Origin of the sequence: Sulfurimonas sp. (assembly GCF_028694605.1) — a bacterium.
In the GTDB taxonomy this organism is placed as follows: Bacteria; Campylobacterota; Campylobacteria; order Campylobacterales; family Sulfurimonadaceae; genus Sulfurimonas.
The window spans coordinates 17,755-44,231 of sequence record NZ_JAQVKP010000005.1 but is presented as its reverse complement, the minus strand read 5'-3'; the positions used below and the strand labels follow the sequence as shown (position 1 = coordinate 44,231).

Here is a 26,477-nt window from a genome sequence, read left to right as displayed (position 1 = left end):
TGCTTACCCTTTGATGGCGTTAACGATAAAATCTTGTTCTGTTTCACTTAAAAAAGCACTCATCGGCAGAGACATAATCTCTTTTGCAACCATCTCGCTTACAGGAAAGTCGCCTTCTGTATAGCCAAGATGTGCAAAAGCTTCTTGCAGATGCAACGGGAGCGGATAATGAACAGCGGTTGGAACACCTGCGGCAGAGAGTTTTGCTACCATAGTTTCTCTATCTTTTACTCTCACGGAGTACTGCGCATAGACGCTTGTGTTGCCCTCTGCGATTTTTGGCGTGATAACATCCGCATCTTCAAGCAAATCGCTATATCTCGCACCTATCTCCTCTCTTGCAGTTGCCTCTGCTTCAAAATGTTTGAGTTTTACATTTAAAACTGCCGCCTGAATAGCGTCAAGTCGTCCGTTAATACCGATATATTTGTGTTTATAACGCTCATTTTGCCCGTGGTTGAGAAGCATACGCATTTTTGCGGCAAGTGCATCATCACTTGTAAATATTGCCCCGCCGTCTCCGTATGCACCAAGCGGTTTTGACGGGAAGAAGCTTGTGCATGCGATTGTTGAGAGGTTGCATGATTTTTTGCCTCTGTAGGTTGCTCCAAAACTCTGGCATGCGTCTTCAATGACAACGATGCCGTGTTTTTTTGCGATTGCATTGATAGCGTCCATATCTGCACACTGTCCGTAAAGAGAGACTGGAATGATAGCTTTTGTTTTGCTTGTGATGGCATCTTCTATCTTTGTGGGGTCTATGTTGTAGCTCTCTTCGTCTATGTCAACAAAAACGCTCTTTGCCCCTAAAAGTGCGACAACTTCGGCAGTGGCAATAAAAGTAAAAGGAGTAGTGATGACCTCATCGCCCACACCGACATCAAGAGCCATAAGTGCGAGCAAAAGAGCGTCCGTGCCGCTGCTGCATCCGATAGCGTGTTTTGCTCCCGTGTAAGCCCCAAGACCTCTCTCCAGCGAGTTAAGCTTCTCTCCGCCTATGAACTGTGCAGAGGACATAACCTCTAAAACTTCACTGTTTATCTCTTTTTCATACTTTTTGTATTGTGCCTGTAAGTCTATAAAATTAATCTTCATTTCTACCCTCTATAATGTCTGCTACTTTTTTGGAACTGCCGTGTTTAAGATACGCTCTAAGTGCCTTTGAATCCTCTAAAAACTTGCTTCTCTCGTATGTTTCATACGCTTTGACAAGATTTGCGGCATTTACCTCTTCTTGTATAAACTCAGGGTGTAAAACTCTGTTTTTAAACTTCGAAAACATGATATTTGCAAGCCCTATATACTCTAGTTTTATAAGCCTGCTTGCGATGAAATAGTCAAACGGTTTGGCAATATAGGTCAAAACAAAGGGAGTCCCGATGAGTGAAGCCTCCAGTGTTGCCGTGCCGCTGCATATAAATGCAAAATCAGCCTCAAGAAGTGTTTTGTGTGCATCATAAGCTATTTTAAAACCTGCAAGGTTACCATAAACTTCTTTTATCTCTTCTTTAGAGAAGTGTTTTGGGATGATGATAGTTGCATCCACGCCAAGTTTTTCTCGAACCTCTTTAAAGACGCTAAGAAGTTTTTTTATCTCTCCCTTTCTGCTTCCGGGCATAAAAACAACACTTTTTATCTCATCGTTTAAATGCTCTTTAAACTCTGTTATCTGGTCAAGCAGCGGATGTCCCACATACTCTATGGGTGCATTTTTGGAGTAGTAGTCACGCTCAAAAGGCAAGATAGAAGCAAGATGGTCGATAGTTTGCTCTAGTACGGGAATCCGCTTTTGCTTCCATGCCCACGCTTGAGGCAAAATATAATAGATAATCTCTTTTTGCGGATACTTTTTTTTGATTTTTTTGGCAAGAGGGAGATTGAAACCAGACGAGTCTATGAGTAGCACCTTATCGGCATCTCTTGCGAGTTCTACCATCTCATTGCCTAGTTTGATAAAAAAAAGAAGTTTTTTGAGTGCATCGACAAACCCCATGATAGCGAGACTTCTAAGGTCAACAATGCTCTCTCCAAGCTCTCTGTCAAAGATACCGATAAACTCTGTCGTCTCGCTCAACTCTTCTTTAAGAGATTTGAGGTGCACATTTGCCGAGTGTTCCAGTGCGCTTACTAAAATTTTCATGAGCCTCCGTCCCCATATGTTTTATAGCTGTCGTCATAACGGTTTTTACTATCCTCAGGAACAAACTCATTCATGTAAATAGTAAGATTTTCTATATCTTTGTCACTTAAACCGACCGCAAAAGGTATCATCATCTCTTGTTGCTGGTTGTCTGAGAGCTTGGATCGAAAACGCTCAAGTTTGTACTTCATGTAGCCTTTTGCACGGTTGGCAAGATATGGGTAGTTGTGCATTCCCTCTAAGTTTCTACCATGGCATCCAAAACAGCCGTGTTGTCCGTATAGCCGTTTGCCGTCTTCATACTCCGGTGAGGCACAAAACAGAGAGAGCGGCACTAAAACTAAAGATATAAAACGCAACTCTAAGCCTTTGTCTAATATAATTTTGCAATTATACCAAAGAGGCGGTGTTTATGATTATCAAAGGTGCGAGAGTATGCGATGCAAATGGCGAGAGAGAAGTTGATGTCAGGGTGGCAGATGGTGTAGTCGCCGAGATAGGGGCAAATCTTCAAGGAGACGGGTTTATAGATGCAAGAGGTCTCTATCTTCTGCCGCTTTTGGTGGACACAAACATAAGAGTTCAGGATGCAGCGCTCAATGCAAAAAATATAAAAGCTCTCTCAGACGAGGCACTTGAAGCAGGCATAGGGCATATCGTCATAAATCCGGAGTGTTCGCCCGCTCTTGATAATGAGATAGTTTTGGAGTTTGCTCAAAATGGGCTTCATGGCTTAGAGGGTGCAAAAGTGGATTTGATGATTAGTGCCTTAAAAGAGGATGCAACTCTTAGCAATATTGCTATTTTGCTAAAACGAGGGGCAGTCGCTCCATACATGAGTACTATTGCAAAGAATGATTTGGCTATTAAGATTGCGCAGTATTGTCAGATGTATGGCGTAACGCTATTTTGCAAGGCTGAAGACAACTCGCTTATCTCTAGCGGTGTGATGCTGGAGGGCGATGTGAGTTCTCAGCTTGGACTTGCAGGGATTGTGGACTTGAGTGAAGTTTTGCATGTCTCTCGTATGATTGAGATTGCAAGACACTTTAAGATAAAAATCCTCTTCAAATCCATCGCCTCCCCACGCTCCATCTACCTTATAAGCAAAGCAAAACAAGATGGCGTTGCGGTAAGCTGTGAAGTCTCCATCCACCATCTTTTAAACTCCGATGAGGCTTGCAAAAACTTCAATACCACCGCAAAACTCAACCCGCCTTTGGCTTCAAGTTCAGATGTCGTGCTTTTGCAAGAGGCACTTAGAGATGCTCAAATCGACATCCTCACAACGCTCCACCAGCCAAGCTCTCCCGTAAACAAAGAGGTGGCATTTTATGATGCCGCGTATGGGTGTGAGGGGCTGAAAAATGCGATGAGCCTCTACTACACCAAGCTTGTTAAGAGCGGTTTGGTTTCAATGAGCCGTCTTGTAGAGCTATGCGTGCTAAACCCTGCAAAAGCTTTAGGCAAAGAGTGTGGTGTTATAAAAGTCGGTGCAAAAGCACAGATGATGCTGTTTGACCCAAATGCTAAAGTGACGATGGATGAAAAACTCTCTCTGTATAATTCAGAAGAACTTTACGGAGAGATTAAAAAGATTTTTGCCTGAAATATGGTAAAATTCCAAAAAAATTAAGGATTGCCCATGTTACATGAATACCGTGATATCATTACTCATATGAAAGAAAACAGTGCTGCAAATGCTCACTTTTTAAAAATTTTCGATAAGCACAACGAGCTTGACGATCAAATCACAAAAGCTGAGAAAGGTGATGTTATTTTGAGTGACCTAGAACTTGAGACACTCAAAAAAGAGAAGTTGATGTTAAAAGATGAGGCTTATGCTGCTATTTTAAAATACAAAAAAGAGAACAACCTCTAATTACAACAGCGTCATGCCGAACTTGATTCGGCATCTCTTAGCTGTTATTTGACCTTTTTGCATAAAACTCCGCTTTAAATTCGCTGTATCTATCTTCCAAAATCGCCTCTCTGGCTTCTCTCATCAGATTTAAGTAGTAATGAAGATTATGAATTGTTGCAAGTCTGAAAAATGTTATCTCTCTTGCACGAAAGAGGTGGTTGAGGTAGGCTCTGGAGTATCTTTTGCAGGTAAGACAATCGCACTCGCTATCTATTGGCGTGTTATCTTCTTTGTACGCCGCACCCTTTATGTTTAGTCTGCCAAATGATGTAAAAAGCGTCCCGTTTCTGGCGTTTCGTGTCGGCATAACGCAGTCAAACATATCTATGCCCCTCTCAATGTTCTCCACCAAATCTTCAGGAGTTCCCACGCCCATAAGATAGCGCGGTTTATCTTTTGGCATATACTGCACCGTATGTTCGACTGTGTCGTACATATCCTGATTTGCTTCTCCCACGCTTAAACCACCGATGGCAAAACCGTCAAAATCAAGCGCGCAAAGCTCCGTCGCACTCTTCGTACGAAACGCCTTGTCCGTGCCGCCTTGTATGATGGCAAAGATATTTTGCTCCAAGCCAACACTCTCTTTTTGTTTTGCTCTAAAATACTCAATACTCTCTTTTGCCCACGCAGTCGTTCTTTCGATGCTTAGCGCAATGCGCTCCTGAGTTGCGGGAAGTGCTACCAAATCATCTAAAATCATCATAATGTCGCTTCCAAGATTATGCTGAATGTCTATAACTTTTTTTGGCGTAAAGAAGTGTTTGCTTCCGTCTATATGGCTTCTAAACTCTATACCGTTTTGTGAAGCTTTGGAGATGTCGCTAAGGCTAAACGCCTGAAAACCGCCGCTGTCTGTTAAAAAGCTTTTAGGGTAGGTTGTAAATCCGTGAAGTTTGCCCATCTTAGCTACCGTCTCATCCCCGGGGCGTAGATACATGTGGTAGGTGTTTGCCAAAATTATCTCTGCGCCAAGAAGATCTAAGACATCTTCCATATCGAGCGCTTTAACACTTCCTAGTGTTCCAACAGGCATAAAAACCGGAGTTTTGATGATGGAATGAGCTGTTTTTATGGTACACGCACGGGCATTTTTTGAGGTTGCTTCTAAAGTAAATTCCATAGATGTCAGTTCCTAAAGCTTATAATTTTTGACATTATAACAAAAGAAATTAAGTCCATTTAGGGTAAAATCCGCAAAAATTTTTCTAAGGCAAATCCAATGGCAACTATAGGAATGGGTGATATCAAAAAAAATGTTCGTCTTATTATCGGCGAAGTACCGTATAAGGTAGTGGAATTTCAACATGTCAAACCGGGCAAGGGTGCGGCATTTGTTCGTATGAAAGTTAAAAGTTTTTTAAACGGCAAAGTTGTTGAAAAAACGGTTCACGCGGGCGACAAATTTGAAGTACCTGAGATTACTTATAAAACTATGCAGTTTTTGTATGATGACGGCGAGCAGTATCAGTTTATGGATAACGATACTTATGAGCAGCTTGGTCTAAGCTACGAACAGTGTGATGATGCTTCCAAATGGTTCAAAGACGGAATTCAAGTAGATATTATCTTTTATAAAGGAAATGCTATCTCTGTATCGGCTCCTGAGGTTATGGAACTTGTTATCACAGACACTCCTCCAAACTTCAAGGGTGACACTTCAAGCGGCAGCAAAAAGCCTGCGACACTGGAGACGGGTGCGGTTGTACAAGTCCCTTACCATGTTTTAGAGGGCGATACTATCAGAGTAAACACTGTTGAGGGTGAATACTTGGAAAAAGTAAAATAACTACTTTTTGATACGAATTTTCTCGTATCAAACCCCTTTCTTTATCTATTCAAAATTCTTATCTTTTAAGCTCAAAAAAATAATTGGGAGATATAATTATTTCTTTTTTGAAAAAAAGGAAAATAGATGCCTAAAATGCCTAAAAAGTTAAAGAATTTCATCTTTTCTATCAATGTGGCTCTTCTCTCAACTCTCTTTGTTGTGGTTTTTGTCTTTACGGCGTATCTTCATACGTTGTTAGCGCAAGAAAATGCCATAAAGCACGCAAATGTAGTCTCAAATCAAATATTTTCTTCAATGTATCAAGTTATGAAAAAAGGCTGGAACAGGGAAGATTTGAATGATTTTATGCACTCCATAAAAGAGAATTTTAACGATAGCGACTATACGGTAAATATCTATCGCAGTGAAAAAATCAAAGAATTTTTTGGTGAAGTCAATGAGAAGCAAAAAGACGATTTGGCAAACTCTGTTTTAGCAAGCGGAGAGAAGATAACGCTTGCCGAAATGGGCAAACTTAGAAATCTTATGCCGCTAAATGCCAAAAAAGAGTGCCTTGGCTGTCATACAAACGCAAATATAGGCGATACGCTGGGTGTCATAGATGTAGAGCAAAACTTTGTTGAAATCATAAAAGAGACATTTTTGGATTATGTTTACTTTTTCTTAATTATCCTTCCGTTGTTTGCATTTATAGCCTTTATAGCCTCAAGATATACAACTTCAAAAATAACAAATTCACTCAAACTATTTAACAAAAAAGTTCAAAATATCAACTCAATGAGAGATTTTAAAGAGTTTGATCCGATGCAGATTGATCTAAAATTTGATGAAGTAAATGAGATTATTGTACATGTAAATGAGCTTGCACAAAAGTTAAAAATTATTGCTGTAGATAGGGATTTGCTTGAGTTTGAGGTGCAGCTGCTCGATAAGTTTATTATTACATCAGAGGTTGTTCAGGATTGGCGTGATTTTATAAACGAACTTTTGGTGGACATCAACAAAGTAATGCAGACATATACGCTTATGACTATCTTTAGGATTGGCGATGACCAGTTTGAGGTAGATATCTTTTGGTTTGGTGTTCCAAAAGAGGACGTGAAACTTCTTTTTGAGATTTACGTGCGAGAAGCCATCAAAATAAGCAACCATTTTTTGGGATATGCAGACTATTCTATCCGTCACAATATCGCAGATTATAACAATCTCATTACCGTCACAGAGTATAAAAACTTTGCCCACAGAACTAAATCTCTATTTTTGGATAGCCCAAAAATAGGCGGTATCGTCGGGCTTAGTGTTCAGTCGGATATGGCAACCGACCCTATTAAACATATCGTTATAGACAGTATCTTAACCACGATGGCAAACCTTGTAGGCTCCGTAAAAGCCATCAACAAATATACAAATGACTTAGAGTACTATGCGGCACATGACCCGCTCACCGGGCTTTTTAACCAAAGAGTTTTTGTGGACTTTTTGGAGTATGAGATAAAACGCTCAGAACCTCATGGCTATGAGTTTGCGCTTATGGTGATAGACTGTGATAATTTCAAACCTATCAATGACAGATACGGACACGCTTTTGGAGACCTCTTTTTACAAGAGTTTTCAAGAGTATTGTCAGAATCAAAAAGAGGCGAGGATATCCTTTCACGTTATGGCGGCGATGAGTTTACACTTATCTTGCCGGAGTGCGGTCTTGAGGGTGCTATGGCTGTTGCCCATGCTATCGCTAAAGCAGTAGAGGAGTTTAAAATCCTAACAACAGACGGAAACTATGCAGGCGTTACGGTCTCCATAGGAATATCGGTCTATCCGCAGCATGCAACAACACAAAAAGAGCTTTTTGTGATAGCAGACGGCATGATGTATAAGGCGAAAGAGGATGGTAAAAACAGTGTAAGAGTGCCATCCGGCGATGATATCGTGACTATGATAAAAGAGCAAAAAGCCAAATCTGCACTTCTTGTGGATGCAGTTGCAAATAACCGTATCGTTCCATATTTTCAGCCTATCCAAACCGCACTTAGCGGTAAAAACGAGATTCATGAACTTCTTATGCGTATTGAAGTGGATGGCAAAATCGTTCCGGCGTATGAGTTTATCGAAGTTGCAGAGAGCATGAGTATCATTAACCGTATGGATTTAATGGTTATAGAAAATGCGTTTAAAAAGATAAAAGCTGAGAGTTACAACGGGATTTTATTTATAAACCTCTCTCCAAAATCTCTTGTTGTCGGTAACTATGCAGAGTCAATAGCAGAGCTTATCAAACAGTATGAGATATCTAAAGACCACATAGTTTTTGAGATAACAGAGAGAGAAACGGTCAAGAACTTCTCTGTCTTGGAAAAATTTGTTATTAACCTTAAGATAGCCGGATACAAGTTTGCCATAGATGACTTTGGCTCAGGCTTCTCGTCGTTTCACTATATCAAAAAATTCCCGATTGACTATCTGAAAATTGACGGCGAGTTTATCATCAATATCAACAAAGATAAAAAGGACAAAGCTTTTGTACACAGTATCTTAACGCTTGCAAAAGAGCTGAATGTCAAAACGGTTGCAGAGTATGTGGAAGATGAGGAGATAGTTCAAACACTAAGAGAGATGGGTGTGGACTACTTGCAAGGGTTTCACATAGGAAGACCGCAAAACCATTTTACGGTGTCATGACGGCTTAAGTGCCGTCATTTTAAAGACTAAAGCGCATCAGGCTTTGGGGTGGTGTTTGTGCTTGGCGGTAGGATAGGGTAGGTTATGGCAGGTTTTGTGCCTGTTAAACTCTTTAAAAATGTCTCGATAGATGCGGCATCTTTGTCGTTTATGGTTATGCCCAGCTGAACGCTTCCCATCTCTTTGATAGCATCTTGAAGTGACCAGATTTGACCGTTATGGAAGTATGGCGCAGTCTCTTCTATGTTTCTAAGCGTAGGAGCTTTTACCATTCCGTTTGCATCGCCTTTAAAGTCGCCAGTGCTTGCAAATTTGTACTTATTTGCGATTTGGAAAGGCTGCATAGTTCCGCCGATACCGATACCGTCATGACAGGTTGCACACCCTTTGTCTATAAAAGTTTTTAGACCATCTTTTTCGGCTTTAGACAAAGCGGCATCTTTTCCATTCATAAACTCGTCAAATCTTGAAGGAGTTACAAGCGTTCTCTCAAAAACTCCGATTGTCGTAGCGATTTTTTCAAAGTCGATTTTCACATCTCTGCCGTATGCTTTTTTAAACTCTTCAACATAAGCAGGTATAGAAGTTACTCTCTCAACTACCAACTCTTTAGGAGCCGCCATCTCAGGTCCTGCTTGGATAGGTCCTTGAGCCTGATCTTCTAAGTGAGGGCTTCTTCCGTCCCAAAACTGAACAGCATTTAAAACCGAGTTGTAAACGGTAGGAGAGTTCAGGTGATGAGGATTTGCAGTCCACTTATGACCGATAGCCGCACTTACGCCGTCAGCTCCGCCCATGCCTAAGTTGTGACATGTGTTACAGCTGATTAGCGAGCTTTTTGATAGTCTAGGGTCAAAATAGAGCTTTTTACCCAACTCTACTTTTGCTGCTGTCATAGGATTTTTTGGGTCGTCTATGAGTTTGTTTAGCTCTTTTTTATCTTTAGGAATAGGCTTCATACCTGCATTTTTGGCATCTTCTAAAAGTGTCGCACCAAATGCTATAGTTGAGATTGCGCCGATGGCTGCTATGCTTATGAGTTTCATGTTGTACTCTCCTTTTGAATGTTTGGAATGCGAAATTATAGAGTATGTAAGCTTAATCTTAATAATAATTTTTATCCTTTAGTAAAATTTCTTATTAAATTATTAAAATTATCTATAGAAGAGAAAATTTATAAAAACTTATCTTTTTTAATGCTAATATTTCGATTATGAATGATTATATACACAAACTTAAAGAGCATAATTTAAAAGTAACTCCTCAACGTTTAGGCATCCTCTCTATCATACAAAAGAGCGGACATATAAGTATAGAAGAGCTTTATGTCGCCGTGCGCAGGGATTTTAGTACTATATCTTTGGCAACACTTTATAAAAATATAAATTTTATGGTAGAAGTAAATCTGCTAAAAGAGGTAAAAATACCCAACGGTAAATCTAAGTACGAGATAGTAAAAGAGGAGCATTCTCACATGATTTGCAAAAAATGCTCAAAACTTGAGGATTTGGAACTGTCTCTACAGAGTGTTGTGCAAACTGCCTCAAAAAAAAGCGGTTATCTCTTTGACGATAACGCACTTGTCCTATCCGGCATATGCCCACAGTGTCAGTGAACCGTACTCTCAACTCCTGCTAAAGTAATTTTAAATATAATAAATATTTCAAACATAACCAAAGTAGAAACCAAATGAGCGCACAACCATTTACCCACCTGCATCTCCATACCGAATACTCCCTGCTTGACGGTGCAAACAAACTCTCAAATCTTGTAAAACAGGCAAAACAGCTCGGTATGAACTCTATCGCTATGACGGATCACGGCAATATGTTTGGTGCTATCGACTTTTACAAACAGATGAGGGAAGCTGGTATAAAGCCCATTATCGGAATGGAGGGGTACCTTCATAACGGCGAAGCGATTGATGACAAAAGTACAAAACAGCGGTTTCATATCTGCCTTTTTGCCAAAAACCAAAAGGGGTATGAAAACCTTATGTATCTCTCTTCCAAAGCTTTTATTGACGGCTTTTACTACTATCCCCGCATCAACAAAAAAGAGCTTCGTGAGCATAGCGAGGGGCTTGTTTGTACCTCTGCTTGTTTGCAGGGTGAGGTTAGCTGGCACTTAAATACCGCAAATGAGAGAAACAAAAAAAACGGTGCGCTTGGGTATGAGGGTGCAAAAGCCGTTGCATTGGAGTACAAAGAGATTTTCGGAGATGATTTTTATCTTGAAATCATGCGTCACGGCATAGGCGATCAGCTCTTTATAGACGACTGGCTCTTGCGCCTTGCAAAAGAGCTGGACATCAAAGTAGTCGCTACAAACGACACGCATTACACCTTCCATGACGATGCGCAGTACCATGAAGCGTTTATGTGTATCGGGATGAACAAACTTTATGACGACCCAAAACGCATGCGCCACTCCGTACACGAGTTTTACCTAAAAAGCCCCGAGCAGATGGCAAAACTCTTTGCCGATATCCCTGAAGCCATAGCGCATACGCAAGAGATAGTTGAGAAGTGCAACTTAGAGCTTAAACTCGGAGACCCCATCCCTCCAAATTTCAAGTTTACAAGAGAGTATGCCTCGGCGGACGGGCTTACTATAAACAACGCTGATGATGCACTGCTTGATGCAGATGCCACAAAAGAACAAAAAAGAGGATGGAAGAGTGCGGCGGATAAAAACGATGCAGAGTATTTTATCCATCGTTGTCGCTTAGGGCTGCAAAAGCGCCTTGTGCATGTACCACAAGAGCGACACGAAGAGTATAAAGAGCGACTGGAGTTTGAGATGAATGTCATAAACTCCATGAAGTTCCCCGGCTACATGCTTATCGTTTGGGATTTTGTCAAAGTTGCTAAAGAGATGGGCATAGCGGTAGGTCCGGGGCGAGGAAGTGCGGCGGGGAGTTTGGTTGCATATTCGCTTGAGATTACAGATATAGACCCGATGAAGTATGATCTTCTTTTTGAGCGATTTTTAAATCCTGAGCGTGTAAGCATGCCCGATATAGATATGGACTTTATGCAGGCTCGCCGTGGGGAAGTTATAGACTATGTCGTCAAGAAGTACGGGCGAAATCAAGTAGCCCAAATCATCACTTTTGGCTCGCTTCTTGCCAAAGGAGTTATCCGTGATGTTGCCCGTGTTCTTGATATGCCGCTCTCTCAGGCCGACAAAATGGCAAAATTAGTTCCAGATGAGTTGGGTATCACGCTTAACGGCAAGACAAAAAACGGTGAATTTATAGCAGGAGCTTTTCAAAAAGAGCCAAAACTAAAAGAGCTTATAGAGAGTGATGCAAATGCAGCAAGGGTTTGGGAGTTTGCAAAAAGACTTGAGGGGCTTAAACGAAACTCCGGTATCCATGCGGCGGGGGTTGTTATCTCAAACGAGGAGCTTTGGAAGAAAACTCCCATCTACAAACCCGCAGGCGAAGATGTCTTTGTAACGCAGTATTCGCTCAACTATCTTGAAGATGTGGATCTTATAAAATTCGACTTTTTGGGGCTTAAAACGCTTGATGTTATCGACAACGCCATCAAGCTTATCAAGGCACGATACGGCAGAGACGTCGTGTGGCATGAGATAGACGAGAACGACCCAAAAGTTTATGACGTTATCCGCAGCGGCGACACGGTGGGGATGTTTCAGATAGAGAGTTCGGGTATGCAAGATTTGAACAAACGTCTAAAACCCGATAGTTTCGAGGACTTGATTGCGGTTTTGGCACTCTACCGTCCGGGACCTATGGAATCGGGAATGCTTGATAGTTTTATCGAGAGAAAGCACGGCAGAGAGAAGATAGAATACACTTTTGATGCCATGGAGCCGATTCTCAAAAACACCTACGGGGTCATCGTATATCAAGAACAGGTTATGCAGATAGTTCAGACCATCGGCGGTTTTTCTCTAGGCTACTCAGACATCATCCGCCGCTCTATGGGTAAGAAAAAAGATATGTCTGTTTATAACGACGAGTTTGCAAGCGGAGCGCAAAAACAGGGGCTTGACTACAAAGAGGCTTCCAAGCTTTTTGACCTTATCGAGAAGTTTGCGGGATACGGTTTTAACAAATCACACTCCGCAGCCTATGCGATGGTTACGTTTCAAACGGCGTGGCTTAAAACCTACTATCCAAACGAGTTTATGGCAGCACTCTTGACGTCCGACAAAGACAACACGGACAAAGTCGTGCGCTACATAGATGAAACCAAAAGAATGGGCATAGAACTCTCTCCGCCTGACATTTGCGATTCACAGCTTGAGTTCTCCGCCATAACAAAAGATGCCAAAGAGGTAGTTCTTTTTGGTTTGGGTGCAATAAAAGGAGTGGGAGAAGCGGCGGTTTACTCCATTTTGGAGACGAGAAAAGAGGGCGGCGATTTTAAATCTGTGGAGGATTTTGTTAACAGAATCGAGCCGTCAAAAGTAAACAAAAGAGTTATCGAGTCCATCATAAAAGCGGGCGGATTTGACAGATACGGCTTTTCAAGAAAGGCACTTTTAGAGCAGATAGAGAAGATCGTTGAAGCTGCAAAAGATGCTTCAAATGCGAAAAAAAATGCGCTTGGAAGTCTTTTTGGAGATGACAGCGAGATAACGAGTGTGGAACTAAAACTTGTAAATTGCGCCGAATACGAGCTTAAAGAGATTTTGGAGTTTGAGAAAGAGACCATAGGTTTTTACATCTCAGGGCATCCGCTTGATGAGTACAGAGAAAAGCTTGATGAGCTGGACTATACACTTTCATCGGAGATAGAGAGCATAAAAGACGGCTCGTACGCCATCTTTATAGGAAAAGTGGAAGAGATAACCAAAAAAACTTCCAAAAAAGGGAGTCAGTTTGGCATAGTAAACCTCATGGACTTTCACGGAAACATAGAAGTAATGCTCTTTTCCGACAAACTAGAAGAACTCACCCAAATGAACCTAGACGAGCCAATCGCCATCAAAGCAAAAATCACTCATACAGATATGTTCACAAGAATGAGCGTGAGCAAGATTATGACGCTAAAAGAGGCAAAAAAAGAGACGCAAAAGACTAAAAAAGAGATTCAAGAGAAGCCACAAGAACCGATAGTTCTTTGTATAAAACTAGACAGCGATATGCGAGTACTAGAAGAGCTATATAAAACTGTGCGACAAAACCCCGGTAACAGAGAACTTAAGCTCACCATCGTTTCAAAACTACAAAATGTCCTTATAGACTCCGCCATCAGGGTAAGCAGCAAACTCCTAGAAGCACTGGACGGGAATGAGTTTGTGGATATATTGGCTTAGGGGTGTAAGATGAGACACAAAATAAAAGCAAAAGCAAAAGCCATAGCGCAAAATCCAAACACTCAAAAGGTGCTTCAGGATATGAAGCCGCAGAAAAATTTTTGGGGCATAAGCGGGGTTGTACTCTTCTTTTTTGTTCCTGAAATCATCGCCTTTTTTTGGGGTGCGGACATCACGGCGTATGCAAAAGGCGAACTTTTAACACCGCATGACTTTTTAGAAACACAGTACTATGAACTTTTGATAATGCTCTTTGAAGAGGGAGTAAGTTACTTCAACCTTGCTATCGGCATTGCGCTTCTTGTTTGGTTGTTTTTTTAGATGAGGGCAAAAGATTTAAAACATATTTTTTATGAGTGGGATGGGGATATTTTGGTTTTAAACATACTTGGAACACCATCAGCCAAGCAAGATGTTATCTTGAAACCAAAAGGCAATCAGCTCAAAGTGAGCGTCAAAGCGCAGCCGCAAAACGGTAAGGCGACGGACTATATGGTGGATTTTTTGGCAAAAGAGTTTGGGGTGAGTGCGTCTGCCATAGAGGTTGTTTACGGAAGAGAGAGCATCCATAAGCAGCTTCGTATAAAAGCACCTAAAAAGCTTCCAAATGGGGTGGAATTTGAGTTAAACAGAGGAGATAAAAAGTGAACAAACAAGATTTTAACGAAGGGCTTTTAGGTTTTTTAGATGCTTCGCCAACACCCTTTCATGCAACCGAGAATATGGTGGGAATGTTCATCAATGCAGGTTTTGTCAGGCTTTATGAGGAGCAGAAATGGGTGTTGGAGCAGGGTAAAAAGTACTTTGTTGTACGCAATAACTCTTCTATCATCGCTTTTACATATCCAAAAGAAAAAAACTATGTGATGGTCGGAGCGCATACCGATTCGCCAAACTTAAAACTAAAGCCAAATCCGGTTATCAAAGAGCATGGCATGGTGAAGTTCGGGGTCGAGACTTACGGCGGACTTTTGCTCAACTCTTGGTTTGATAGAGACCTCTCTTTGGCGGGGCGTGTCTCTTATCTGGATTCAGACAACATCATAAAAGATGCGCTTGTAGATGCCAAAAGAGCTATCGCCATTATTCCATCCTTAGCAATTCATCTTGACAGAAGCGCAAACGAAAACAGAAGTATCAATGCGCAGACCGACATCTGCCCCATCTCAACAACAGATATGGATTTTTCATGGGATACGTTTTTAAGAGAACTTTTAGCTCAAAGCGGCATAGAAGAGGCACAAGAGATTTATGCGCACGAACTCGCATTTTACGACACGCAAAAAGCCTCTTTTGTGGGGCTAAACGAGGAGTTTATCGCAAGTGCAAGGATAGACAACCTGCTTAGCTGCTATGTCGGGATGCTTGCACTTTGTAGTATTGATGAGGCAAAACCCATGCTTTTTGTTGCCAATGACCATGAAGAGATTGGCAGTCAGAGTGCAGTCGGCGCAGAGGGGTCGTTTTTGCATAGCGTGCTAAGAAGAGTTTTTCGTGAGCATGAAGAGTTTGAGCAGATGATTCGTGCCTCTCTTTTTGTAAGTGCGGACAATGCCCACGCCATCCATCCGAATTTCCCTGCAAAACATGATGCCGCCCATGCGCCACGCATCAACGGTGGGACAGTTATAAAAGTAAATGCCAACCAAAGGTACGCCTCAAATGCAAAAACCATTGCACGATTTTGCAATGTCGCCGCTTCTTTGGGTGAGCCGACACAAAACTTTGTGATGCGAAGCGATATGGCATGCGGCTCAACCATCGGTCCCATCACCGCTGCAAAACTTGGCATAGATACACTGGATGTCGGTGTGCCGACATTTGCGATGCACTCTATCAGAGAGCTTTGCGGGAGTGATGACGCACATAGTCTTTACAAGATTTTAGTAGGACTATGTGAACGATGAGCAGCATTTCTGCAGAGGAACTCGCTCTTCTCATCGAGCAGACTTACAAGGTAGAAAAAGAGTTTAGCGAACTAAAAGCTTCTTATACTCATCTGCAAGAGACAGTGGAAGAGGTTGTGGAGTTTTTGCCGAATGCTATCTGGATTTTGGATAAAGGCGGGAATGTCTTTTTGCAAAACTCTCAGGCAAAATCTCTTTATGAACTTTTTGAGTTGCTAGAATCCAAGAAAAATGATTATGAGGTCTCATTTGACTCAAAATCCTACCTTATCAAAAGCTCCTCTTACAAAGATAAAATTATGCTCAGCGCAACAGATATCACAGAGCAAAAAAGAAAAGAAAACTTAGCCACGATGGGACAGATGGCGGCACATCTCTCACATGAGATACGCAACCCAATCGGCTCCATCTCGCTTCTAAGTTCAACACTTAAAAAAAGAGTTCTTCCTGAAAATGTGGCAATTGTAGAGGAGATACAAAAGTCCGTTGCACGCATAGAGCGCATTATCAAAGCTACACTTATGTTTAGTAAAGGTGTGAATGCCAACAAGTCACCGTTTTTGTGGAGTGAGCTTCAAGAAGCACTTACTATGGCGGTTGGGTACTATGGATACACAAAAGATATTACGTTTATTTTCCCCGAACAAAAATTCAGTATGCATGCAGATAAAGACCTCTTAGAGATGCTTTTTTCCAACTTTTTAACCAACGCTATTGATGCTATCGAACTTGATGAGAGTGAAGACGGCGTAGTAGAGATAGTTTATGAAAACAATGCAAAGTTTCATAAATTTACTATCTATGACAGCGGTATCAAAATCGAGAACGAAGAAGAACTTTTTGAGGCATTTAAGAGTACAAAAGTCAAAGGAAACGGACTAGGGCTTGTACTATCCAGACAGATAGCAGAGGCGCATGGCGGAAGTGTAGAACTGCTGGGCGGTGAGAGAAAAGGGTTTGAGATAAAACTTGCTATTTGACAATGATTTTTTTGTAGCAAAAAGATAAAATTACAAAAATAGCAGGAGCAAAAAAATGCAAAAAGAGAAGATAGAACTTCCAAGAGCAACACTTGATTTTTATAAGTATGAGGATGATGGTTTAACCATCTATGAGTATGATGCGACAAAATGTCAGCCGCCTGAGCCTATGGTAAACACGATAGTAGGGCTTTCACTGCTAAAGAGCAAAAACGACAGACTTGTGGGAATCTTTTTTCATGAGCCGTTTCCGCTTTACGACAGAATCCCTTTGACAATCGCACATGAAGCAAAACAGCTGGAAAACGGGGATTTTAGAATCACGTTTAAGCTTGCTGATTAGCTATTTTTCTATTTCATTATCTAATTTTTACTAGAATATCCTTTTTTATTCAACCCGAATAAAATTCGGGTTTAAGGATGTTCATGAAACAACTTCTCTCGGTTTTACACTCTATGAAAAGTACGATTGTTATGTTGCTTATCTTTGCAGCAGCGATTGGTTATGCTACTTTTATAGAGAACGATTATGGAACAATGACCGCAAAAGCAGAGGTTTACAACGCTTTGTGGTTTGAGATACTTATGGCTCTTCTAGGTCTTAATCTTGCATTAAACATTTATAGATTTAAAATGTTTAGCGTAAAAAAAGCCCCTATTTTTATCTTTCATCTCTCTTTCTTAATTATCCTCTTTGGCGCTGCCGTTACAAGATACATCGGATTTGAAGGCTCTATGCATATTCGTGAGGGTGACACGGCAACAACAATGATTAGTATGGAAAACTACTTTAGCGTAAGTGCAAAAGCCGGTGAAGACAGCGTCTCTACTTCAAAACCTGTCTATCTCTCCAAAAAAAGTCAAAATTCTCTTTTTGCATCACTTAATGCAGGCTGTAAAAATGTGGAGGTAAAGCTCTCTCAGTATATCCCTGATGCGATTGAGACGCTTGTAGAGGGGAGTGACGGCGGAGAAGAGATTTTAGAGATGATGGTCGCAAGCAACGATGCGAGCCAGCCTATCAGGCTTAAAAAAGGCGAATTTTACGAAAACAGCGAGTTCGCTTTAGATTTTGGTTCAGGCAAAATGTTTTTAGTGCCGACAATCTCCATCTTTTCCCAAAACGGCGAGCTTTTTATGAAGCACGATATACCGCTGCTCTACCTCAATATGGACACTAAAGAGCAGGGCGAGATAGCTTCAAGCCAAGAGAGCAAACTCCGTACGAGAACACTTTTTGGCACACAAGGGAGCAATTTTGTTGTACGCAGCCACTTCAAACATGCAACGCCAAAAATCATCTCAGATCCAAATGCTTCTCCGATGCGCCCAGGAAATGATGCGTTTGTCTTTAATGTCAAAGTCGCAGATATGACAAAAGAAGTTATGGTGTTTGGACAAGCAGGCAGAATCGCAAAAGAGAGCCACGATATCATCAACGGCGTGGATGTTCATATTTCGTACGGTGCAAAGAGATTGGAGCTTCCTTTTGGAATCAAACTCATCGACTTTCAGCTGGACAGATACCCCGGCTCCATGTCTCCTGCATCGTATGCTAGTGAAGTTGAGCTTGTTGATAACGAAAAAAATATCCGCATGCCTTATAGGATTTATATGAACAACATTTTAGAACATCGTGGCTATAGATTTTTCCAATCATCTTATGACCAAGATGAGATGGGAACTATACTATCAGTCAACAACGACCCAGGAACGCTTCCGTCGTATATAGGCTACTTTCTTTTAGGTTTGGGAATGTTTTGGTCGCTCTTCTCAAGAAGCAACCGTTTTGCGCAGCTCTCTGAGAGAGCAAAAAAAGCAAGTGCGCAGCAGATGGCAACTGCTCTGCTTGGCTTAGGAGTGCTCTTTGGCACTGTGCCGTCTTACGCGCAAGAGCTAAATCCCGCACTTAAAACCATTCTCTCTTTTGACAAAGAGCATGCCGCACAGTTTGGCGAGCTTATCATTCAAGATAGCGGCGGAAGGATGAAACCGCTTGATACCCTCTCAAGAGAGATTGTTGCAAAGATTCATAAAAAAGCATCTGTTGCCATCGGAGAGGAGAAACTCAACAACAATCAAGTTGTGCTTGGGATGATGCTAAAACCTGAGATTTATAGAGATTTGAAAATCATTGCAACCAAAAATGAAGAGGTAAATAAAAGAATCGGTGTACCATCAGATACAAAACATGCCTCTTTTTCGCAGTTTTTTGAAGCTCCGGAGAGGCTTGAAGGGTACAAACTTGCCGAAGCTGTAAATGAGGCTATAAGAAAAGAGCCAAAGCATAGAGACCTTTTTGACAAGGCGGTTTTAGAAGTAGATGAGCGTGTAAACATCTCTTATGCAGTTTACTCCGGTGCGCTTATCAAAATCTGGCCAAAACCAAACGATGTGAACAATAAATGGTTTGAAACAGTAGAAGCGCTTCAGACATTTGAGTCTGAAACTGCTCAGAAGATTCGAAATATAGCATTTGAGTACTTTTCTGCATTGGACGCCGCACTTAAGAGCGGCAACTGGAGTGAAGCAAATAGCGCTGTAGCAAAAATAGCGAGTTATCAGGCATTTTACGGTGCAGCGGTGCTTCCATCGGAAGAGCGTATCCAAGCAGAGATGTTCTATAACCATGCAAATATCTTTGAGAGGCTCTATCCGCTTTATCTTTTAGTAGGTTTTATACTGCTTATAGCAAGTTTTACCAAGATACTTAAGCCGACTCTGAACATCAGCATCCTCTCAAAGCTCTCTTTGGGGATTTTGGCACTCTTCTTCTTGATTCATACTTTTGGACTGGGGCTTAGATGGTACGTTGCAGGGCATGCGCCGTGGTCTGATGGATATGAGTCTATGATTTACATCAGCTGGGCAACCATCTTGGCAGGGATGTTATTCTCAAAACGTTCTTCTATGACGATGGCTTCTACCGCTGTTTTGACAGGACTTATCCTTTTTGTCGCACATTTAAACTGGATGAACCCGCAAGTAACCAACCTTGTACCGGTACTTAACTCCTACTGGCTAAGTATCCACGTTGCCGTCATTACCGCAAGTTACGGCTTTTTGGGGCTTGGTGCGCTTTTGGGATTTGTAACGATTCTTCTGTTTGTCTTTAAAACTAAAAACAATGAAAAACACATCTCTCTCTCCATCAAAGAGCTTAACTCCATCAACGAAATGGGGCTTATGATTGGTCTTGCGTTTTTAACGCTTGGAAACTTTATCGGCGGTGTCTGGGCAAACGAGAGCTGGGGACGCTACTGGGGATGGGATCCAAAAGAGACGTGGGCTTTGGTGACGATTTTGGTTTATGCCGCTGTAGTTCACTTGCGGTTTGTTAAGTCCATTTACAGTGAGTTTAGCTTTAGCGTTATCTCGCTGCTTGCTTATACATCCGTTATCATGACATACTTTGGAGTAAACTACTACTTAGCCGGCATGCACTCCTACGCAAAAGGAGACCCGGTACCGATTCCCGATTTTGTACCTGTAACTTATGCGATACTCTTTGTGGTGATTGCTGTGGCGTTTAGAAATAGAAAGCTGGCGTAAAAGGGAATAGATGGAGTTTCAAGGCTTTAAAGGCGCACTTTCTTTTTTAAAAGAGATTCGCAAAAACAACAACAAAGAGTGGTTTGAGGCGCATAGAGATGAGTACGAAAAAACCATTCTAAACCCATCCAAAGCCTTTGTCGTTGAGATGGGGGAGCATCTTTTGGCGTTGGAGCCGAGTGTTGAAGCGGAGCCAAAAATCAACAAATCTCTCTTTAAGATGTACCGAGATGTCAGACGAATGGGCGAAAACAAAGAGCCGCTAAAGTCCAAAATCGGCGTCATTTTTCCTCAGGGCGGCTGGAGTGGATGCAGACTGCAAAAATCCTCATTTTATATGCACTTTTCTCCGGATGAACTCTTTGTAGCTGTTGGCGTGAGATGGTTTAACAAGCCTATGCTTGATGCTTACCGTGAGTACATTAAAGATGACAAAAGAAGAGCCTCTCTTGACGGCATTTTGGAAAAACTGAACTCTTTGGGTTATAGCACGATGGGCAGGGAGTACAAAAAGTATCCAAAAGGCTTTAGCGCAGATATGCAAAGTGTGGAATTAAGTTTGCATAAGGGTATGGCAACATACAAAGTTTTAGAGCCTGAACTTATAGAAAGTGGCGAAAAACTTATCAATACACTATATAAAATCTATGAAGAGATGTTACCTTTGCAACAGATGATGTATGAAGTGAGCCAAAGAGCAAAAGGAGAAGGAAAATGAAAAAAGAAGCTATTGTTCTGCTTAACATGGGCGGACCAAACAACCTTGAAGAGGTTGAAGTTTTTCTAACCAATATGTTCAATGATAAAAATATCATCACAGTCGGAAGCTCACTGCTTAGAAGTTTTATCGCAAAGATGATTACTTTTACAAGAACGGAAAAATCTCAAGAGATTTATAGGCAAATCGGCGGCAAATCCCCCATTGTAGGGCATACCAAAAATCTTGTTGCAAAGCTTCAAGCAAGGGTTGGAGAAAACATTATTGTAGATTTTGCGATGCGCTACACACCGCCCTTTGCTTCTGAGGTTATAGAGAAGCTTAAAGGGCAAGATATTGAGAAGATTTATCTAATCCCGCTTTATCCCCAGTACTCTACCACCACGACCAAATCCTCTTTGGAAGATTTTGAAGAGCAGTATCACTTAAACGGCGATGATGCCATTTTGGTAGAGATAAAACACTTTTTTGAGAACCAAAACTACAACAAAGCGATTTTGGAGCGTATAAAAGAGAAGGTGAAGCATGAGGAGGCTTCTAGGTTTGACATCATTTTTTCCGCACATGGACTTCCCCTTAAAGTGATAGAAAAAGGAGACCCTTACCAAAGACATATAGAAAAGCATGTCGCTCTTTTGACAAAGATGTTGGAAGATGATGGAATGAAGTTTGCGCATGTGCATCTTGCATATCAGTCCAAAGTAGGACCGATGGAGTGGTTAAAACCATCCTTGGAAGAGAAACTTCAAGAGATGAAAAATAAAAGAGTGGTTATTTTTCCCATAGCCTTTACGATTGATAACTCCGAGACAGACTTTGAGCTTGAGATAGAGTACCGTGAAGCCTCACATGAGTTAGGATTTAAAGAGTACAGAGTTTGCAGATGTCCAAATGACAGTGACTACTTTGTAGAGGCGCTTGTAGAGCTTTATGCAAAGATGAGATAAGATGAAAATCGTTATCTTTGATATGGACGGCACGCTGCTTGACTCCAAAAAAGATATTACGATTTCTATCAACCATGTACGAGAAAAAAACCACAACCTCCCGCCTGTAAGCGAAGAGTATGTTGTTGCAGCCATCAATGCGGAGGTACGCAACCTCTCTAAGCTTTTTTATGAGACAGAAATCTATCTTGAACGTGACAGAGAGCTTTTCGAGAGCCATTATGATGCCCAATGTGTGCAAAATGTCACACTTTACGAGGGGATTGAGGAGGTACTCAAAACGCTTGTCGCAAAAAGTGTGAAAATCTCCGTTGCTACCAACGCACCCACGCAGTTTGCCCTAAGAATGCTTGAACATTTGGGCGTGAAACACCTTTTTGATGTCATCATAGGTGCAGATAGAGTTGCAAACTCAAAGCCTAGTCCGGAGATGCTTCACCACATTCTCAATCACTACCGATACGAGAGTAAAAACCACAAAGCGTGGATGGTCGGGGATAACTCAAAAGATGTTTTAAGCGCACGCTCGGCGGGCATCGAACCCATTTTTGTTACGTGGGGATTTACACCTTCGAGTAACGAAAAAACGGTTGCAAAAAAACCAAAAGAGCTGCTAGACATCGTTTTATAAATTTTTATGATACAATAATTGCACTCCATTTTAAGGATGTAAAGATGTTTGATATTGATTTGCTCATTGCGTTTGCTTTGATGGGTGCGCTTTTTTTAAGACAGATTTCCATTTATAAAGAGCCAAATAAGATAAACTATGCACCTTTGATGATAGGGATAGGCGCTATCAGTGCAACGTTACACTTCATTACTCATCCAGAAGCCACTCAAACTCTTCTTGTTCTCAAAGAGAGTCTTTTCCCCGTTTTGGTCTCTTTGATTCTATTTTTTATTATCAACATCTTACATCAAACCCAGATTTCAGATGACGCAAAGATGGAAAAAGAGTTCACAAAAGCACTTATAGAAGAGCTTCGAGAGCTCAAAGCCTTTAGTGCGGAGCTAGAGAAAAAGATGATTTTGAGCCAACAAGAGGATAGAGAATCACAAGAGCAGCAGCGAGAGAAGTTTCGCCATGATATAAAGAGCCTTGATGCGATTTTGGAAAACCAAAACAGGTTTTTAGAGGAGTTTCAAAAGCTTCAGATATGGCATGAAGATGTCAGCAGATCGTTTGAAAACTTTACCGAGGTACAGCTTCCATCACTTGACAATGTCGTGCATAAACATATAGATATCTTCCGTGTCGCCGAACAAGACCACTTTAACAAGGTAAAAGCAACACTAGAGAGAACACTGCATACAAAAGAGGGTATCGCAAAAGAGATAGGCGAGCTAAAAAACGATATTCAAGAAATCGGCATAATGGCGCAAACTATAGCAAAAACTATCACGAAGCAGACACTTGAACAGCTTGTAGATGTTTTGAGACCTTTTGAAAAAGAGCTATTAGCATTAAAATCACATACGGAGGGTGTCGGTACCTCGCTTTATGAGAGTGAAAACAAGCTTAGTGGCATACGAGAACAGAGCGAGATGATTATGAAGCAGATGCTTTTATCTTCTAAAAAAATGAGTGAGCTTCAAGCACAAAACAGCTCTTTGCACGATGTTTTTGCAATGATGAGAGAACTTGTCAAAGAGGTAGAGTCTATCCGCTTTGATTATATAAAAGCGCAGTCGCAACTAAGCATAATTGTCTCAGAGCTGCAAAATGCACAAGCAGACCAAGTACAGAAAAATAAAGAGCAGATGGATGCATTTTTGGCTACACTCAAGAGCGATATAGATGCATCATTGGAGAAGATGAGCATGCATGGCGGTGAGGCGGACGCTATCTCTTCAAATCTAAAATTTTTATCCAAACAGGCACAACTTAAAAATAGATATACAGAGCTGGAAAGTTAGTTTTAAATGCAGGAAAATGAAAAACAAAAGATACTCAAGCAGGTTATTTTTTTAAATATTTCACTTGTCGTTGCTGAGATAAGTGCCGGTGTTTATAGTGGTTCGATGGCACTTTTGGCGGATGCGCTTCATAACCTCGGCGATGTCTTAGCGCTCGTTATTTCCCTTGTCGCACTCATTTATGGAGCCAAAAAAGCAACAGATTCGATGACGTTTGGGTATATAAAAGCCGAGATGATGGCAGCTTTTTTAAATGCACTCTTTTTGGTTGTGACTATGCTTTTTATCTTGGCAGAATCACTTCATCGTCTCTTTATACCAAATGAGATAAATGCTCCAATCGTTATAGCTGCATCTCTTATAGCACTTTTAGTCAATGCACTCAGCACGTGGCTTTTGAGTCAAAAAAACCTAGAGCATCACCACCACCATGAACATAACGACCATCATCATGAAGATATAAATATAAAATCAGCCTATCTCCATATGTTAGGTGATGCGGCACTCTCACTAAGCGTTGTTGTAGGCGGTGTGGTTATTTACCTCTTTGGTATCGTTGTTATCGACACTCTTTTATCGCTTCTCTTTAGTATCTATATCATCAAAGAGACACTGCCGCTTCTTAGGAAATCATTTTTTTCACTTATGGATGCAAATGAAGATGATATCAAAGAGATAGAACAGCTTATTCTTGTTTCAAACGAAGTCGCCTCTGTTCACGACCTGCATCTTTACCGTCCAAACTCAAGAGAGTGTTACGGATCTGCCCATATAGTGCTGAGAGAAGATTTATGCCTAAGCCAAATCGAGATAATTTTAGAGGACATAAGAGAGAGGCTGCATAAAGCGGGAATTACACATTTCGTCCTTCAGCCTGAGAGCATTAAATACAACCTAAAAACAGGATGCTGTTCTATGCACTAATACCAAAGTACTATTTACTTCAAAAATTGCCTATGTTAGAATTTACGCATAATTAAATTCGGAGGTGTGACATGGCAGCTGGAAAAGTAATAGGACAAATACAAGTATCAGAAGGTAATATCAAGATTGTTGGTGTGGATGGAACTGTTCGTGAACCGGGTTATGAGGGCTATGTTTATGAAAATGAGCAAGTTGTCAGCACCGATGCGAATGCACTCTTTCAGATTAAGTTTTTGGCGCTTCCTGAAGCAGTAGCGTATGACGGCATCTTTAAGATTTTGGCGGATGGCTCTGTCATATATGGCAGAGACGCGATGGAGAGCGTGGCTAGTGATGAGAGCTTGGGTAGTGCTTTAAAAACAGCCTCTAGCGATGCTCAAGACTTAAAGACAGCCTCTGGCGATACTGAGGATTTAGAAACTGCAGCCGGTGAAGAGGGAGCAGAGGGAAGTTCTTCATTTACTGAGACAGATATAGTGGCAAGCTCCAGCGTTCTTGGTTTTTTCAGAGGCACAAACGGTGAGCTTGGTTTTGGCATAACTGATTTTGGAAGCGTGCCAAACTATGATGCAGGGCAGATACCACAGCCTGTTATCACGTCTCCAAATGTTGTTATCTATGATGAGAATGATACCATCCCTGTCATTCAGGTTACGGCAACGGCGGAGGGCAGTGTTACGTACAGTATAGCCGGTTTGGATAGTGAACACTTCAATATTGATGCAAACACCGGTCTAGTTACCTTTAAAGAGTCTCCCGATTTTGAAAATCCAAAAGATGCAGAGAATGATAACGAGTACAACATGTATGTAACGGTAACGGATACATACGGAAACTACACAACACAGTTGCTTTCTGTCTCTGTAAATAATGTTAATGAGCCTGTTACTGCTTATGATGACAACGCACAAACGGATGAAGATAGTGCAATCACTTTCACTGCTGCAGATATTTTAGGCAATGATAAAGATATAGATGAAGGTGATGAGTTAACTATCAGCGGGGTGAGTAACGCAGTAAACGGAACTGTTGTGCTTAATGAAGACGGAACAGTAACGTTTACACCAAATAGTAATTACAATGGTGATGCTGCATCGTTTGAATATACTGTTACAGATGGGGAGTTTAGTGATACTGGTGTGGTAAATATTGATGTAACTCCGGTAAACGACTTGCCTACCGGTACGGATAATACAGTAACAACAGCTGAAGACACGGCACATACATTTACTGCAGGTGAGTTTGGATTTATTGATGCGGCAGATTCGTCTGATACATTGGCGAGTGTAAAAATAACTTCTCTTGAAACAGTTGGAACATTAAAACTTGACGGTGAGGATGTAACACTGAACCAAGTAATTTCAGTAGCGGATATAAATGACGGATTGTTAACATTTACACCGGCAGCAAACCAGAGCGGTACAGGATATGATTCGTTTGAATTTGCAGTTGTTGATAACAACGGCGGTGTAGATGAAACTCCTCAGACAATGACGATTGATGTAACTCCGGTAAACGACTTGCCTACCGGTACGGATAATACAGTAACAACAGCTGAAGACACGGCACATGCATTTACTGCAGGTGAGTTTGGATTTATTGATGCGGCAGATTCGTCTGATACATTGGCGAGTGTAAAAATAACTTCTCTTGAAACAGTTGGAACATTAAAACTTGACGGTGAGGATGTAACACTGAA

Annotated in this window: 23 protein-coding genes; 18 read left to right on the top strand and 5 right to left on the bottom strand. The window is 41.3% G+C overall.

Annotated elements, in window-relative coordinates; all coding sequences use genetic code 11:
* Positions 1 to 3: 3 nt before the first annotated feature.
* From PHY84_RS04085 to PHY84_RS04075, 3 genes are read right to left on the bottom strand one after another with little or no spacing between them, the layout of a single operon-like run.
* Positions 4 to 1,095, bottom strand: coding sequence for a DegT/DnrJ/EryC1/StrS family aminotransferase (locus PHY84_RS04085; RefSeq protein WP_299858023.1), 1,092 nt, complete (start codon positions 1,093 to 1,095; stop codon positions 4 to 6).
* Positions 1,085 to 2,140, bottom strand: coding sequence for a lipid-A-disaccharide synthase (lpxB, locus tag PHY84_RS04080; RefSeq protein WP_299858021.1), 1,056 nt, complete (start codon positions 2,138 to 2,140; stop codon positions 1,085 to 1,087). Before lpxB ends, PHY84_RS04085 begins: the two co-directional genes overlap by 11 nt.
* Positions 2,137 to 2,499 (bottom strand): cytochrome c, encoded by a 363-nt coding sequence (locus PHY84_RS04075; protein WP_299858019.1) that lies wholly within the window; start codon positions 2,497 to 2,499, stop codon positions 2,137 to 2,139. Before PHY84_RS04075 ends, lpxB begins: the two co-directional genes overlap by 4 nt.
* Positions 2,500 to 2,552: 53 nt before the next feature.
* Here PHY84_RS04075 and PHY84_RS04070 point away from each other — a divergent pair, with 53 nt between their 5' ends.
* Both PHY84_RS04070 and PHY84_RS04065 read left to right on the top strand, forming a co-directional pair.
* A complete protein-coding gene (locus PHY84_RS04070; protein ID WP_299858017.1) occupies positions 2,553 to 3,749 on the top strand; it encodes an amidohydrolase family protein in 1,197 nt (398 codons plus the stop codon).
* A 36-nt stretch (positions 3,750 to 3,785) separates the two neighbouring features.
* Positions 3,786 to 4,022, top strand: coding sequence for a YdcH family protein (locus tag PHY84_RS04065; protein ID WP_299858015.1), 237 nt, complete (start codon positions 3,786 to 3,788; stop codon positions 4,020 to 4,022).
* Between the two features lie 37 nt (positions 4,023 to 4,059).
* On the opposite strand, the gene tgt is transcribed toward PHY84_RS04065, so the two are convergent.
* Positions 4,060 to 5,187 carry a tRNA guanosine(34) transglycosylase Tgt gene (gene tgt / locus PHY84_RS04060; RefSeq protein ID WP_299858013.1) on the bottom strand — a complete coding sequence of 376 codons (1,128 nt, stop codon included), beginning with the start codon at positions 5,185 to 5,187 and terminating at the stop codon, positions 4,060 to 4,062.
* Between the two features lie 99 nt (positions 5,188 to 5,286).
* Here tgt and efp point away from each other — a divergent pair, with 99 nt between their 5' ends.
* Together efp and PHY84_RS04050 are read left to right on the top strand one after the other, a co-directional pair.
* A complete protein-coding gene (gene efp, locus PHY84_RS04055; protein WP_299858011.1) occupies positions 5,287 to 5,853 on the top strand; it encodes an elongation factor P in 567 nt (188 codons plus the stop codon).
* Between the two features lie 126 nt (positions 5,854 to 5,979).
* A complete protein-coding gene (locus PHY84_RS04050) occupies positions 5,980 to 8,535 on the top strand; it encodes a bifunctional diguanylate cyclase/phosphodiesterase (RefSeq protein WP_299858009.1) in 2,556 nt (851 codons plus the stop codon).
* A gap of 26 nt (positions 8,536 to 8,561) precedes the next feature.
* Here the strand turns inward: PHY84_RS04050 and PHY84_RS04045 are convergent, their stop codons facing one another.
* Positions 8,562 to 9,581 carry a cytochrome-c peroxidase gene (locus PHY84_RS04045; RefSeq protein WP_299858007.1) on the bottom strand — a complete coding sequence of 340 codons (1,020 nt, stop codon included), beginning with the start codon at positions 9,579 to 9,581 and terminating at the stop codon, positions 8,562 to 8,564.
* A gap of 167 nt (positions 9,582 to 9,748) precedes the next feature.
* On the opposite strand from PHY84_RS04045, the gene PHY84_RS04040 reads away from it, so the two are divergent.
* The 14 genes from PHY84_RS04040 to PHY84_RS03975 form a co-directional block, all read left to right on the top strand.
* Positions 9,749 to 10,150 carry a Fur family transcriptional regulator gene (locus PHY84_RS04040; RefSeq protein ID WP_299858005.1) on the top strand — a complete coding sequence of 134 codons (402 nt, stop codon included), beginning with the start codon at positions 9,749 to 9,751 and terminating at the stop codon, positions 10,148 to 10,150.
* 74 nt (positions 10,151 to 10,224) lie between these two features.
* The gene (gene dnaE / locus PHY84_RS04035) at positions 10,225 to 13,830 is read left to right on the top strand and encodes a DNA polymerase III subunit alpha (protein WP_299858003.1); all 3,606 of its coding nucleotides are present in this window, start codon (positions 10,225 to 10,227) and stop codon (positions 13,828 to 13,830) included.
* A 9-nt stretch (positions 13,831 to 13,839) separates the two neighbouring features.
* Positions 13,840 to 14,151 carry a hypothetical protein gene (locus PHY84_RS04030; protein ID WP_299858001.1) on the top strand — a complete coding sequence of 104 codons (312 nt, stop codon included), beginning with the start codon at positions 13,840 to 13,842 and terminating at the stop codon, positions 14,149 to 14,151.
* A complete protein-coding gene (locus PHY84_RS04025) occupies positions 14,152 to 14,478 on the top strand; it encodes a DUF167 family protein (RefSeq protein WP_299857999.1) in 327 nt (108 codons plus the stop codon).
* The gene (locus tag PHY84_RS04020; RefSeq protein ID WP_299857997.1) at positions 14,475 to 15,737 is read left to right on the top strand and encodes a M18 family aminopeptidase; all 1,263 of its coding nucleotides are present in this window, start codon (positions 14,475 to 14,477) and stop codon (positions 15,735 to 15,737) included. The genes PHY84_RS04025 and PHY84_RS04020 overlap by 4 nt, the downstream gene beginning before the upstream one ends.
* Positions 15,734 to 16,717: a HAMP domain-containing sensor histidine kinase gene (locus PHY84_RS04015; protein WP_299857995.1), complete on the top strand. Its 984-nt coding sequence runs from the start codon at positions 15,734 to 15,736 to the stop codon at positions 16,715 to 16,717. Before PHY84_RS04020 ends, PHY84_RS04015 begins: the two co-directional genes overlap by 4 nt.
* 55 nt (positions 16,718 to 16,772) lie before the next feature.
* Positions 16,773 to 17,060, top strand: a complete 288-nt coding sequence (locus PHY84_RS04010; protein ID WP_299857993.1) for a hypothetical protein — start codon at positions 16,773 to 16,775, stop codon at positions 17,058 to 17,060.
* A gap of 83 nt (positions 17,061 to 17,143) precedes the next feature.
* Positions 17,144 to 20,269, top strand: a complete 3,126-nt coding sequence (gene ccsA / locus PHY84_RS04005) for a cytochrome c biogenesis protein CcsA (protein ID WP_299857991.1) — start codon at positions 17,144 to 17,146, stop codon at positions 20,267 to 20,269.
* Positions 20,270 to 20,279: 10 nt separating this feature from the next.
* Positions 20,280 to 20,987, top strand: coding sequence for a DUF2461 domain-containing protein (locus PHY84_RS04000; protein ID WP_299857989.1), 708 nt, complete (start codon positions 20,280 to 20,282; stop codon positions 20,985 to 20,987).
* On the top strand, positions 20,984 to 21,934 hold the full coding sequence (hemH, locus tag PHY84_RS03995) for a ferrochelatase (protein WP_299857987.1): 951 nt from the start codon (positions 20,984 to 20,986) through the stop codon (positions 21,932 to 21,934). Before PHY84_RS04000 ends, hemH begins: the two co-directional genes overlap by 4 nt.
* Before the next feature lies 1 nt (position 21,935).
* Complete coding sequence (locus PHY84_RS03990) at positions 21,936 to 22,565, top strand: HAD family hydrolase (RefSeq protein ID WP_299857985.1); 630 nt, start codon at positions 21,936 to 21,938, stop codon at positions 22,563 to 22,565.
* Positions 22,566 to 22,609: 44 nt separating this feature from the next.
* Positions 22,610 to 23,854 carry a hypothetical protein gene (locus PHY84_RS03985; protein ID WP_299857983.1) on the top strand — a complete coding sequence of 415 codons (1,245 nt, stop codon included), beginning with the start codon at positions 22,610 to 22,612 and terminating at the stop codon, positions 23,852 to 23,854.
* A gap of 6 nt (positions 23,855 to 23,860) precedes the next feature.
* Positions 23,861 to 24,778, top strand: a complete 918-nt coding sequence (locus tag PHY84_RS03980) for a cation diffusion facilitator family transporter (protein WP_299857981.1) — start codon at positions 23,861 to 23,863, stop codon at positions 24,776 to 24,778.
* Positions 24,779 to 24,849: 71 nt separating this feature from the next.
* Positions 24,850 to 26,477 (top strand): tandem-95 repeat protein (locus PHY84_RS03975; protein ID WP_299857979.1); only part of this gene is annotated, 1,628 nt, incomplete at its 3' end.

Excerpts from the sequence above, each read along its gene's own strand:
- tgt (WP_299858013.1), bottom strand. The coding sequence starts at position 5,187 with ATGGAATTTACTTTAGAAGCAACCTCAAAAAATGCCCGTGCGTGTACC.
- dnaE (WP_299858003.1), top strand. The coding sequence starts at position 10,225 with ATGAGCGCACAACCATTTACCCACCTGCATCTCCATACCGAATACTCC.
- PHY84_RS04045 (WP_299858007.1), bottom strand. The coding sequence starts at position 9,581 with ATGAAACTCATAAGCATAGCAGCCATCGGCGCAATCTCAACTATAGCA.
- PHY84_RS04010 (WP_299857993.1), top strand. The coding sequence starts at position 16,773 with ATGCAAAAAGAGAAGATAGAACTTCCAAGAGCAACACTTGATTTTTAT.
- PHY84_RS04085 (WP_299858023.1), bottom strand. The coding sequence starts at position 1,095 with ATGAAGATTAATTTTATAGACTTACAGGCACAATACAAAAAGTATGAA.
- PHY84_RS04025 (WP_299857999.1), top strand. The coding sequence starts at position 14,152 with ATGAGGGCAAAAGATTTAAAACATATTTTTTATGAGTGGGATGGGGAT.
- PHY84_RS04050 (WP_299858009.1), top strand. The coding sequence starts at position 5,980 with ATGCCTAAAATGCCTAAAAAGTTAAAGAATTTCATCTTTTCTATCAAT.
- PHY84_RS03985 (WP_299857983.1), top strand. The coding sequence starts at position 22,610 with ATGTTTGATATTGATTTGCTCATTGCGTTTGCTTTGATGGGTGCGCTT.
- PHY84_RS03980 (WP_299857981.1), top strand. The coding sequence starts at position 23,861 with ATGCAGGAAAATGAAAAACAAAAGATACTCAAGCAGGTTATTTTTTTA.
- PHY84_RS04015 (WP_299857995.1), top strand. The coding sequence starts at position 15,734 with ATGAGCAGCATTTCTGCAGAGGAACTCGCTCTTCTCATCGAGCAGACT.
- PHY84_RS03990 (WP_299857985.1), top strand. The coding sequence starts at position 21,936 with ATGAAAATCGTTATCTTTGATATGGACGGCACGCTGCTTGACTCCAAA.
- PHY84_RS04065 (WP_299858015.1), top strand. The coding sequence starts at position 3,786 with ATGTTACATGAATACCGTGATATCATTACTCATATGAAAGAAAACAGT.
- hemH (WP_299857987.1), top strand. The coding sequence starts at position 20,984 with ATGAAAAAAGAAGCTATTGTTCTGCTTAACATGGGCGGACCAAACAAC.
- efp (WP_299858011.1), top strand. The coding sequence starts at position 5,287 with ATGGCAACTATAGGAATGGGTGATATCAAAAAAAATGTTCGTCTTATT.
- lpxB (WP_299858021.1), bottom strand. The coding sequence starts at position 2,140 with ATGAAAATTTTAGTAAGCGCACTGGAACACTCGGCAAATGTGCACCTC.
- ccsA (WP_299857991.1), top strand. The coding sequence starts at position 17,144 with ATGAAACAACTTCTCTCGGTTTTACACTCTATGAAAAGTACGATTGTT.
- PHY84_RS04070 (WP_299858017.1), top strand. The coding sequence starts at position 2,553 with ATGATTATCAAAGGTGCGAGAGTATGCGATGCAAATGGCGAGAGAGAA.
- PHY84_RS04040 (WP_299858005.1), top strand. The coding sequence starts at position 9,749 with ATGAATGATTATATACACAAACTTAAAGAGCATAATTTAAAAGTAACT.
- PHY84_RS04030 (WP_299858001.1), top strand. The coding sequence starts at position 13,840 with ATGAGACACAAAATAAAAGCAAAAGCAAAAGCCATAGCGCAAAATCCA.
- PHY84_RS04000 (WP_299857989.1), top strand. The coding sequence starts at position 20,280 with ATGGAGTTTCAAGGCTTTAAAGGCGCACTTTCTTTTTTAAAAGAGATT.